Annotated in this window: 10 protein-coding genes; all 10 read left to right on the top strand. The window is 42.0% G+C overall.

Annotation, left to right across the window (positions count from 1 at the left end):
* The first annotated feature begins 425 nt into the window (after positions 1–425).
* The 10 genes from EJF25_RS11365 to EJF25_RS11320 all read left to right on the top strand — a co-directional run bounded on the left by EJF25_RS11365 (position 426) and on the right by EJF25_RS11320 (position 12,323).
* Positions 426–1,514, top strand: coding sequence for an SMP-30/gluconolactonase/LRE family protein (locus EJF25_RS11365; protein ID WP_125041235.1), 1,089 nt, complete (start codon positions 426–428; stop codon positions 1,512–1,514).
* A gap of 37 nt (positions 1,515–1,551) precedes the next feature.
* Complete coding sequence (locus EJF25_RS11360; RefSeq protein ID WP_125041234.1) at positions 1,552–1,923, top strand: Lin0368 family putative glycerol transporter subunit; 372 nt, start codon at positions 1,552–1,554, stop codon at positions 1,921–1,923.
* Between the two features lie 13 nt (positions 1,924–1,936).
* On the top strand, positions 1,937–2,416 hold the full coding sequence (locus EJF25_RS11355; protein ID WP_125041233.1) for a Lin0368 family putative glycerol transporter subunit: 480 nt from the start codon (positions 1,937–1,939) through the stop codon (positions 2,414–2,416).
* Positions 2,417–2,448: 32 nt separating this feature from the next.
* Complete coding sequence (xylB, locus tag EJF25_RS11350; RefSeq protein WP_125041232.1) at positions 2,449–3,966, top strand: xylulokinase; 1,518 nt, start codon at positions 2,449–2,451, stop codon at positions 3,964–3,966.
* A gap of 25 nt (positions 3,967–3,991) precedes the next feature.
* Entirely contained in the window at positions 3,992–5,026 is a 1,035-nt protein-coding gene (locus EJF25_RS11345) for a zinc-dependent alcohol dehydrogenase (protein ID WP_125041231.1), read from the top strand.
* Between the two features lie 38 nt (positions 5,027–5,064).
* Positions 5,065–5,781: a deoxyribose-phosphate aldolase gene (deoC, locus tag EJF25_RS11340; RefSeq protein ID WP_125041230.1), complete on the top strand. Its 717-nt coding sequence runs from the start codon at positions 5,065–5,067 to the stop codon at positions 5,779–5,781.
* A 42-nt stretch (positions 5,782–5,823) separates the two neighbouring features.
* Entirely contained in the window at positions 5,824–8,334 is a 2,511-nt protein-coding gene (locus EJF25_RS11335; protein ID WP_125041229.1) for an HzsA-related protein, read from the top strand.
* Positions 8,331–10,133, top strand: coding sequence for a c-type cytochrome (locus EJF25_RS11330; protein ID WP_125041228.1), 1,803 nt, complete (start codon positions 8,331–8,333; stop codon positions 10,131–10,133). Before EJF25_RS11335 ends, EJF25_RS11330 begins: the two co-directional genes overlap by 4 nt.
* A gap of 160 nt (positions 10,134–10,293) precedes the next feature.
* Positions 10,294–11,181 (top strand): aryl-sulfate sulfotransferase, encoded by an 888-nt coding sequence (locus tag EJF25_RS11325; protein ID WP_125041227.1) that lies wholly within the window; start codon positions 10,294–10,296, stop codon positions 11,179–11,181.
* A 74-nt stretch (positions 11,182–11,255) separates the two neighbouring features.
* A complete protein-coding gene (locus tag EJF25_RS11320) occupies positions 11,256–12,323 on the top strand; it encodes a chorismate transformation FkbO/Hyg5 family protein (RefSeq protein ID WP_235016782.1) in 1,068 nt (355 codons plus the stop codon).
* Positions 12,324–12,329: the final 6 nt, after the last annotated feature.

Genomic DNA, 12,329 nt, shown 5'->3' with positions numbered 1-12,329 from the left:
TGTTATCTTTTGGTTCCATATCTGTTTCCGTTTCGTTCCACAGTTATGGAACGAAACGGAAACAGTTGTGGGACGAAATAGTGATCGTGAATCGAGATGTTAGATTTAGCTTTTTGATTCATTCCCATAGGGCTTTAAATAACTGTCGTGTTTTTAGTGGTATTGAACTTTTTGATCGTTTCAATAATGATGAAATTTACATGGAATGTAAGGCTTCCATTGATAAATTAATTAGAAAAGAGAAATGTTACTCTTTAAGGGGTAAATTAACTTTTTATATCAGATTTATTCTGATTTTATGTGGTTTTGAATCAATTTTTTCCTTTATTGAATAATAGTTTTCCCATTTCATCGATAAATTGCGTTATGTTTGCAAACGAACTAACAGACCAAATTTTAAACATAAACATTTGTATTTACTAACCATGAAAAAGAATTATTTATTTTCTTTTGTCGCGGCTTCGTTGATTGGGACGACCTGCATTCAATGTACTTCTCCGAAAAACAACAAAGTGGCGGAAAGCCTTCCTCAGGAGAGTGAATTATTTATGAAACTGCCGGATTATTGTCCTACACCGGATGGTATGGCAATTGCTCCTAATGGGGATTTAATTTTGGCATGTCCGAATTTTGCCGATATTACTCAACCAGCTTGTCTGATGCGTATTACTAAAGACGGTAAAATCTCAAAATGGCTGGATGTGCCTGTTTTGGAAGAAACCGGATGGGCTTCTCCGATGGGAATTGCTTTTAATGAAGAAGGAGACTTATTTATTTGTGATAACCAAGGTTGGAGTGGAGCAGAAAAAGCTAAAAACAAAGGACGAATTCTTCGTTTGAAGTTTGACAATGATCGGTTGGTGGAAACCATTACAGTGGCTTCCGGCATGGAACATCCTAATGGTATTCGTATCCGTAATGGAAAGTTGTACGTTACTCAAAGTTCTCTATCACAGATTAAAGATCCGTCTGGTTTGCTGGTCAGTGGAGTGTATTGCTTTGATATGAACGATCGCGATATCGTAGTGACCAATACAAGCGAAGATAAGAATTTGATTACGGCAGTAGTTACTCAAAATCCCGAAGTACAGTACGGACTGGACGGAATTGTTTTTGATGAAGCGGGAGATTTGTATGTAGGAAACTTTGGTGACGGAGCAATTCATCGTATCAAAATGGATGCAGAGGGAAAAGTTCTTAGTAACGATGTATGGGCACAAGATACCACACAATTACGTACGACAGACGGTATGTGTATGGACGACAAAGGAAATATCTGGGTTGCAGATTTCTCTGCAAATGCTGTTGCTCGTGTAGACAAAGAGGGTAATATTCAACGTATTGCTCAAAGTCCTGATAGCGATGGTAGTAAGGGAGAATTGGATCAACCGGGTGAACCGATTATGTGGAACGGTCAGATGATCGTATCATGTTTTGATCTTGTGACCGGACCGGACAAAGTGAATACTAAACATGACAAACCCTTTACATTGGCTAAACTAGCATTAGAATAACATAGAATAGTCACAAACCGGAAAACACGTAATTAAAATGAAAAAATATTTATCGACGTTTGCAGGAGCTGCCATTTGTGGCGGGTTCGCATTCGGTATATGGCCGGAACTTTGGAAATCCTATGGCCTGATGGGGGGATGGATAGCAGCGACGCTGATTATCGGTATCATGTGGTATATGAACCATTATAATGGTGCTATACTGAATCCTCCGGGAAAAATCTGGCTGGATCAGGGATGGTGTATCGGCTCTGCCGGTATAGCATGGGGAATTGTCCGTTTTCAAGGTGATATTTCCAATTTCCTGTATGCTCTGCCAACATTAATCTGCTGTTTGATAGGAGGGGCCTTGGCGGGAGTATTAGTGTGGAAAATCCGTTCGTGCGATTGTGCCCGAAAGATAAATTAAGGAGGAAAGAACAATGAGCGAATGGTTACAAACCTATAACGAATGGTTCGGCATGTATCATGCAGGAATCATCACCTCTATTTTCGGCGCTTTTGCCGTAACATTCACTGTATTGATGAGCTGGCCTAAACTGGTGAAAGACTTCGGTCCGATAGGCGGATTTATGGCAGCTGCCGTTATCATTGGTACTTTCTGGCTAGTTAATCATAAACTACCCGGATTCGGCTTTTCAACTGGACTACTGAATGATGCAAACGGCTTGCCAATGCAATTCAGTATGATTCATCAGGGTAATCGTGGTAGTGCCCCATGGGTAGACATGGGATGGGCGATTGCGATGGGATTCGTTCTGTCTGATGTGCTTTGTGCACCGAAAGGTACGCGTGCCGGATTGCTGAAAGAAGCATTCCCTCGTTGGATAGTAATTATCCTGGGTGGTATTGTCGGAGGAATCTTCGTAGGACTTACCGGTTATACGAATGCCGCACTCTAATTTTATTTATTAAAATAAAGAAAAATATAATTATGTATATATTAGCACATGACTTGGGTACCAGTGGCAACAAAGCAACTTTGTTTGATGAATCGGGCTTACTGATCGCTTCGCGTACAGCTGCTTACCCTACGGATTATGCTACCGGCAATCGGGCGGAACAAAATCCGCACCATTGGTGGAAAGCCATTGTGGATACGACACAGGCTCTTCTGGAACTTGTATCTCCCAATGATATTGCAGGAGTAGCGCTTAGCGGGCAAATGATGGGCTGTCTTTGCGTGGACAAAAACGGGATTCCGCTTCGTCCGCATATGCTCTATTGTGACCAGCGTTCTCAGGAAGAAGAAGCTGTGCTTTCTGAAAAGATTGATCCGCTTCATTTTTATGAGATTACAGGACATAGAATCAGTGCTTCATACTCGATCGAAAAACTGATGTGGGTAAAGCGTAATGAACCGGAAGTTTTTGCGCAGACTGCCAAAGTTCTGAATGCAAAGGATTATATTAACTTCCGTTTGTGTGGCACTATTGCTACTGATCCTTCGGACGCTTCGGGTACGAATGCATACGATTTGAACCGCTGGCAGTGGAGTGAAGAAATTATAGAAGCTGCAGAGCTTGACCTTTCTCTCTTTCCGGAAGTCCGCTCATCTATCGACGTGATCGGTGAGGTTACAGTTCAAGCAGCTAAGGAGACCGGATTATTGGTAGGAACCCCTGTTATATGTGGTGGTGGAGATGGTAGTTGTGCCGGAGTAGGCGTGGGTTGTGTGGCTCCGGGAAGTGCGTACAACTACTTAGGCTCTTCCTCATGGGTGGCTCTTACAGTTGAAAAACCGATTGTGGACGAACAACGCCGTACCATGAATTGGGCGCATGTCGTACCGGGCATGTTACATCCGTCGGGAACGATGCAAGCAGCAGGATCTTCTTACAACTGGATGATCAACGAACTTTGTCAAAACGAACAGGCACTGGCTGCTCAGTCGGGACGTAGTGTATTTGAACTGATTGACGAGCAGATACTTTCATCTCCGATTGGAGCCAATAAGCTTTTGTTCTTACCTTATATGCTGGGTGAACGTACTCCGCGTTGGAATGTAGATGCCAAAGGTGCATTTATTGGTTTGACATTAGGGCATAAGCATGGAGATATGTTGCGTGCTGTGATGGAAGGCATCACTCTCAATCTCGGATTTATCGTTAATATTTTCCGTAGACATGTTCCTATTGATCAGGTTACGGTTATTGGCGGATGTGCTCAGAATCCTGTTTGGCGTCAGATGATGGCGGATATTTATCAGGCTGAGATTCGTGTACCTAACTATCTGGAAGAAGCAACTTCAATGGGGGCAGCTATTCTGGCAGGTATCGGTGCGGGAGTCTTTAAAGACTTCTCCGTAATCGACCGTTTTGTCCGTATCGAACAAACAGTTCAACCGATTCCAGAGAACGTGAAGAAGTACGAAACTTGGATGCCTGTTTTTGATGAAGCTTATCATGCTTTATGTGGAATGTATGACGAGATAGCGAAAACTAAACTATAATTGATAATAACTGAAAATGACGACAATGAAAACAGTAATTGTGCCGGCTCCCGGTAAAATAGAAATACGACAGGTGGAAACTCCTGCTATCAATGCCTATCAGGCTTTGGTGAAAACAGAAATGGTCGCTTTATGCAATGCAACGGATAGTAAACTGATTGCCGGAAAATTTCCCGGAGTAGATACTTATCCTTTGGCTTTAGGACATGAAAATGCCGGAATCGTAGTAGCTGTAGGTGAGAAAGTACGTAACTTCAAAGTGGGTGATCGTGCTATCGGTGGACTGATCTCTGATTTTGGTGCTCAAGGTATAAATAGTGGCTGGGGTGGTTTCAGCGAATATGTGGTAGTGAACGATTTTGAAGTTTTGAAAGAAGAAGGGTTGGCTACACCTGAACAAGGATGTTGGGACAGCTTTGAAATTCAGAATTCAGTTCCCGAACATGTGCAGCCGGAAGAAGCTGTTATCTCTTGTACATGGCGTGAAGTTTTGGGAGCGTTCAAAGATTTCAATCTGGCTCCGGGGAAAAAAGTCATGGTAGTGGGTTCAGGTCCGGTAGGATTAAGTTTCGTAAAGCTGGGTAAGCTGTTCGGACTGGGACAGATTGATATTGTCGATATGCTTCCTTCCAAACTGGAAGTGGCTCGTAAGATGGGAGCTGACAATGGATATACACCGGCTGAAATTAGTACTCCTGAATTTATTGCAGCAGCAGGACGCTCGTATGATGCTGTTATTGATGCAGTAGGTCTGGATGTAGTGGTTAATTCCGTATTGCCTTTAGTAAAGATGGGCGGTGACGTGTGTGTATATGGTGTAATGACAAAGAATCCGACATTCGATTTATCAAAAGCGCCTTATAACTTCGACCTGCATATGCATCAATGGCCTACTCGTTCGGAAGAGAAAGCCGCTATGATAACTTTGTCACAGTGGATTAAAGAAGGTAAACTTTCAGCAAGTGATTTTATCACGCATCGTTTCAAGATTGAAGAAATAGAGGAAGCTTTTGCAGCCGTAAAACGGGGCGAAGTCTTGAAATGCGTATTAACTTTTTAATAATCAATTAGAATAATCAAATTAAACGAATTAAAACAATGGAAAAGAAAAATATAAACGAAGTAATTGCGAATTTATCAGTAGAACAGTTAGCCGGAATGATCGACCACACTTTCCTGAAACCTTTTGGGAATGCAGAGAATATTGAAAAACTTTGTGCAGAAGCACGTCAGTATAAATTTGCAATGGTGGCTATTAATCCTGCTGAGGTGGAAACTTGTGTGAAACTGTTGGAAGGTTCGGGTGTACGCGTTGGTGCAGCCATCGGTTTTCCTTTGGGACAGAACACTGTAGAGTGTAAAGCATTTGAGACTCGTGATGCTATAGCTAAAGGTGCTACGGAAATAGATACGGTAATCAATGTACGTGCTTTGCAGAAAGGCCAGACTGAGATCGTTAAGAAGGAGATCGAAGACATGGTTTCTATTTGTAAACCTGCCGGTGTTATTTGTAAAGTGATTCTTGAAACTTGTTACCTGACAGATGAAGAAAAAGAAACCGTATGCCGTATTGCTAAAGAAGCAGGTGTTGATTTCGTGAAAACTTCTACAGGATTCGGAACAGCAGGAGCGAATGTACATGATGTAGCATTAATGCGTCGTGTTGTAGGCCCGACTATTGGTGTGAAAGCAGCTGGTGGTATTCGTGATTTGGATACAGCGTTGGCATTGATTCAGGTAGGTGCTACCCGTATCGGAACTTCAAGTGGCGTTGCAATTGTAGAAGCTTATAAAGAGTTGAAACGAGGCATGTAATATCTATTTCAAGAGGTAACAAAGGTATATTAAGATATTAATATGATAAAATCAAAAATAATAAGGTTATTGAAATGGGGAGTAGCGTGTTGTATGCTATTCACCATTGTTGCCTGGCAAACCAAAGATACTTCTTTTCAGCCTACGGACGCGAAAAGTTTTATCACTGAGATGCAGAAGCAATTTGCAGAGGTTCAAGTGATAAGGGAAAAAGAGGATCATAAAGAGGAGCTGGAGAATAAGATAAAGGAAGCTCATCAGGTGTTGATGAAAAACTATCCGGTATATTATGACTGGTGGTTACAGGATGGAAGAAATGTACATTGGTTTAAAGGTTCTTTCAGCCAGCAACTGTCTCGTCGCTTGGGTGAACTGAATCTTGCGACTAATGTAACTGAAACTCCGGAAAGCATTGAAACCGCATTTCTGTCTTATCTGAAAGCCTGTGAAAAAAGACGTGCAAAGCGTTTGGCTTCTTTCACTGCCGATCAGCCGGAGATTGTCTTTACGAAATTTAGAACGTTGAGACCTTCGTTCTTTGCATATACCGAAGGACTGTCGGATGCGCGTGCCGAATGTAATTACATTGCAGGCGGTTCATTGTCAAAGATTAAAATGAACGGTATTTGGGCAAAAGAGGAGAATTTATTGTCAGATGAAGATGGAGTCTATCGTGATCCGAATCTTCATTTTGATGGTCAGCATCTGCTTTTTGCTTGGAAGAAGTCTGCAAAGGAAGATGATTTTCATTTGTATGAAATGGATTTGAAGACACGTGAAGTGAAGCAAATCACTTCAGGGAAAGGACATGCTGATATTGAAGGAATTTATTTGCCGGATGAAAATATAATGTTTAATTCTACTCGTAGCGGAAGTGCTGTAGACTGCTGGTTTACCGAAGTCAGCAATTTGTATCTTTGTGATCGGGAGGGACGTTATATGCGTCAGATAGGTTTCGACCAGGTGCATACAGTAACTCCTACATTACTTGATGACGGTCGTGTGGTTTATACCCGTTGGGATTATAATGATCGTGGACAGGTTTGGACACAGCCATTATTCCAAATGAATCCTGATGGAACCGGACAGGCAGAATATTATGGAGTGAACAGTTGGTTCCCGACAACGGTGGCACATACTCGTCAAATACCTGGTACTCGTAAGGTAATGGCTACTTTTATGGGACATCACAACCCGCAACATGGCAAGTTGGGTATTATTGATCCCGAAGCCGGTCGTGATGAGAATGAAGGTGTGATGTTTGTCGCTCCCGTTCGCAAACCGGAAGCTGAACGTATTGACAGTTACGGACAATTTACCGATCAGTTCCAACATCCGTTCCCATTGAACGAAACAGAATTTCTGATTTCTTATACTCCGCTGGGATATTATGTCGGACATCCGATGATGTTCGGTATTTATTGGATGAATGTTGATGGAGAGCGTGAATTGCTAGTTGCCGATCCTGAAATTTCTTGCAATCAACCGATATTGGTTGCTCCTCGTGAACGTCCTTTCCGTCGTTCATCTACAGTAGACTATACAAAGAAGGACGGTGTATATTACATGCAGAATATCTATGAAGGTAATGGTTTGAAAGGTGTAGAACCCGGAACTATTAAGCAATTGCGTGTTGTTGAGATTCAATTTCGTGCAGCGGGTGTAGGCGAAGTGAATGGTCAGGATAAAGGAGGAGGTGCTTTAGCCAGTACACCTACCGGAGTAGGGAATGCGGCTTGGGACGTGAAGAGAGTGTTGGGGGTGACGGAAGTATATCCCGATGGTTCTGCATTTTTTAAAGTTCCTGCACGCAGACCTTTGTATTTTCAGGCCTTGGATGCTAACGGACGTGTAGTGCAGACTATGCGTAGTTGGTCTACCCTCCAACCCAATGAGGTACAGAGTTGTGTCGGATGTCACGAACATAAGAATACTGTTCCTGTGGCAGGTCATGCTGTATCCATGGCTATGAATAAAGGTATCAAAGCATTGGAACCGGAAGATGAAATGGGAGAACGTAACTTCAGCTATTTGAAGGAGATTCAACCAATCTGGGACAAGCATTGTATCTCTTGCCATGACGGAGTAAAACAACCTATGAGTTTGAAAGGAGAGTTGAAGGTGGTAGATCACCAGAGTAAGAGAAAATATACAGATTCTTATTTGAGTCTGACTCATGCTCGTCCTGATGGAGAAGACCGGGCTTGGAGAGGCGATCCACATAATCCGGAAGTGAACTGGATCAGTTCTTTATCCGAACCTACTTTGTTACCGCCTTATTTTGCGGGATCTAATAAGAGTAATCTGATTAAGCGTCTGGAAAATGGTCATGGTGGAACGAAACTGACTCCGCAAGAAATACGTAAGGTTTCTCTTTGGATTGACTTACTTGTTCCTCAGATCGGAGATTACCGTGAAGCGAACAATTGGTCGGATCAAGATCGCGAGTTTTATGATCGTTATGATAAAAAACGGGAAGCTGCTCGTGCGGAAGACCAGGAGAATATCCGTCAATACATTCAATCTCTTCAAACTAAAGAACAGAAAAAATGAAAAAGATTTTGATACCTGTTAGTATCGTAGCTTCTATACTTCTTTGCACCAGTGGGATAGAGCCCACTGGTACTATTTCACCGGATCACCTGTTTCTGGCTGATAATGGAAAATCCTTATTCGTGACGAATAGAGCGGGAAGCGAACTATTAAAAATGTCGTCCGACGGACAGGACATCGAACAGAGAGTAACTTTCTCTTCTCCGGTGAATGCAATGACACAAGATCCATCCGGAAAGCTGTGGGTGGTTTGTGATGGCAATTCCGGAAAGATGTACGAATTGGATGGAAAAAGGCTGTCTATACTTTCAAAGCAAGAGAGTGGAGCAACTCCAACGGATATATTATACAATCCATTGTCGAAATCGCTTTGGGTGACTCAGCGGTTCAACAATGAACTCTGGGAGATAAATCCGTCTAATCGTAAAGTAATAAATAAAATTGCTATCGGTCGCGAACCGGTAGCAATGGTTTCTTTTGCCGGAGATTCTTGTTTGCTGATAGGAAACAATCTACCGGAAATGGCTTCTACTGCTTATCCCATTGCTGTACAATTGGATATCGTAGATGTACTCTCAAAGAAGGTAGAGAGTCGTATCATGCTCCCCAACGGTTCAACGGACGTCAAGTCTATAGCAGTGGATAAAAATCGTCAGTATGCGTATGTTACTCATCTGATTGCTCGTTACCAGTTGCCTACCAATCAGTTAGACAGAGGCTGGATGGCGACAAATACCTTATCCATTATTGATCTGAAAGCGAAGAAACTATTAACTTCTGTATTGTTGGATACCCCTCAAAAAGGAGCGGCCAATCCATGGACGGTTATAGTTACTCCGGATGATAAACAAATCATAGTTGCGGCCTCCGGTAGTCAGGAATTGGTTCGAATCGACCGGATTGCTTTGCACGAACGTCTTGCAAAAGCAAAACAGGGAGAAATGGTGACTCCTTCCATGAAGTCATGGGGTAACATTCCGAATGATGCCGGATTCTTGTATGGTATTCGTGATTTTATTCCGACCAAAGGAAAAGGTCCTCGTTCAGTAGTTGCTACTGATAACAATATCTATACGGCCAATTATTATACTTCGGAATTGGTTTCTATGGACTTGAATGGCAAGAATGTGAGAACGGAAGTTCTGGGTGCTCCGTTGGCATTTACTAAAGTAGGTAAGGGTGATATGTATTTTCATGATGCCACACTTTGTTTCCAAAATTGGCAAAGTTGCGCAACTTGTCATCCGAATGATGCACGTATAGACGGACTCAACTGGGATTTGCTGAACGATGGTATGGGTAATCCGAAGAATACAAAAACATTGTTACTTTCTCATCAGACCCCTCCTTGTATGGTGACGGGTATCCGTAAAGATGCTGAAACAGCCGTACGCTCGGGAGTGAAGTATATTCTGTTTGGGGAGGGAGATGATGAAGTTTATGAAGCAATTGATGAGTATCTCAAGTCATTGAAGCCATTGCCAAGCCCTTATCTGCAAAAAGGTAAGCTTTCTAAAAATGCAAAGAAAGGAAAGAAAATCTTTGAAGAAAACTGTGCCGGTTGTCATTCCGGAGAGTACTATACAGATAAGAAACAGTATGAGGTGGGATGGACTACCGGACCGGATAAAGGATTGAAGATGGACGTTCCTGCTTTGAATGAGTGTTGGCGTACAGCTCCTTATCTTTATGATGGTCGGTGTTATTCAATGAAAGATATGCTGAAAGTCCATGGCCCAAAGAAACCTGTAACCGATCAGGAGTTGGAAGAGTTGGAAGAATACATATTATCACTGTAAGCGCCAACACTTAGTTATTTTATACTATCTATCATTCAGAACGAAGTGAAGATTCTCGATTCTTTGCACACGTAAAAAGTAGATACTTCGCTACGTTTTGAATGATAAATGTTATCATACTATTTAATAGTGATGATCTGTTTAACATAGAAAACTAATTATGAATAGAATATATATTATTGCATTTGTTTTATCACTTTTCTCGGTGTCATTGATTGCACAGACCAAGACATTTGTCGGAGCTGATTATTCACAAGGTATCGTGTTTGTGATGGAGAATGAACAGATTATCTGGAAGCACAAGGCTCCGGATTCCAATGATTTATGGGTATTACCTAATGGCAATATTCTTTTTACTACCGGACATGGAGTGCTTGAAATGACTCGTCAGAATGATACAGTATTTCATTATCAGTCACAAAGCCCGGTGTTTGCTTGCCAACGTTTGAAGAACGGTAATACATTTGTAGGTGAGTGTACCACAGGACGGATGTTGGAAATTTCTCCGAAAGGGAAAATTGTAAAAGAGGTATGCATCTTGCCAAAAGGAGTGAAGGATGGAGGCTTTGCGTTTATGCGTAATGCTCGTCGCTTGGATAATGGTCATTTTCTGGTGGCGCATTATGGAGATCAATGTGTGAAGGAATATGATACAAATGGGAAAGTGGTATGGGAATTGTCAGTCCCCGGTGGTCCTCATTCATTGACCCGCCTTCCTAATGGAAATACGTTGATTGCCGTAGCGGACAAAGACCAGAATCCCCGTTTGATTGAAGTAACTCCCCAAGGAAAAACAATTTGGGAAATATCCAATGCAGATATTCCCGGCAAACCGCTTAAATTCTTAGGAGGTTTCCAATACTTCTCTGACGGACGTTTCTTGATAACTAATTGGACCGGACATGTAAATCCGAAAGATAAAGTACATATGTTGTTGGTAGACCGCCAGAAGAACGTACTTTACTCTTTGGAAAATCATCCTGGATTGCAAACGATGTCTTCTGTATATAGTGTTGATAAACCGGAAGGTGTAGCAACCTATCATTAATTCCTGTATGTCGTATGGTATATCATCGAATAAAATGTGAACTATATACAGCGGAAAATAAACCCTGGCAACGGATGGCGGAAGAACTACTGGAATCTGTCTTCCGTCGGGAAAATGTAATTCGTCTTATCTTCTTTACACTCTGTTCGGATAATCAGGAATATCAACTTCAACGGAATTTTCTTGAACAATGGGTGGACAAACATTTCGTTGCTCCCCGTCCACTGGTTTCGCTTGTTGCACAGAAACCTTTGGCAGGAGAGTTGATTTTGGAAGTACATTCGTTGGAGCAAACAGCTGATGAGGCAGTAGTAATAGAAGAACAGGAAACCGCATGGGGACATTATCTCCGTATTAAAGCGGCTGATTACTTAGAAGTTGTAGCAGGAGGACTTTGTGCAGGTGATTTGAACCTACCGATTTGTGAGCAATCGGAGCAAGCATTTCGTAAAGCAGAAGAAATCCTTAAGACGGAAGGGATGAATTTCGGAGATATTGTTCGTCAGTGGAACTATCTGGAGCGTATTACAAACTTGATTCATGGAAATCAGTGCTACCAAGATTTTAATGACGTGCGTTCCAGGTTTTATGCTTCTTCGGAATGGTTATATGGATATCCGGCAGCTACGGGAATCGGAACACAATATGGTGGTGTGCAGATAGACTTTAACGCTGTTAAAGGAAATATTGACATTGTGCCTTTGGACAATGATTGGCAGAGAGCAGCCCATGATTATTCGGACGATGTATTGATAAGCCATCGGACCGATACGGAAAAAGAAACTCCAAAGTTTGAAAGGGGAAAGCTACTGACCGATCAAAGTTTAGAAATGATTTATATTTCCGGGACAGCTGCTATTCGGGGTGAAGAGAGTATCATAGATGGGAATGTACTTTCGCAGACAGAGATTACACTTGAAAACATCCAGCATTTGATTGGCTTGGAAGAAGGAAAGAAGAATCTTCCCGAACATTCCGGCAAATTGGAGCTTCTTCGTGTGTACCTGAAGAATGAAACGGATGTGCATGTAGTGAAAAAAGATTTGGATAAACTTTGTCCGGATGTTCCTATTGCATATCTTTATGCCGATGTATGCAGAGAAGAGCTACTGGTAGAAATTGAAGGTATTGCTTATTTATAACATAAA

Source organism: Bacteroides faecalis, assembly GCF_003865075.1.
GTDB classification, from domain to species: Bacteria; Bacteroidota; Bacteroidia; order Bacteroidales; family Bacteroidaceae; genus Bacteroides; species Bacteroides faecalis.
Note: the sequence above shows the minus strand (reverse complement) of the source record. Positions and strands in the feature narration are given on the sequence as shown.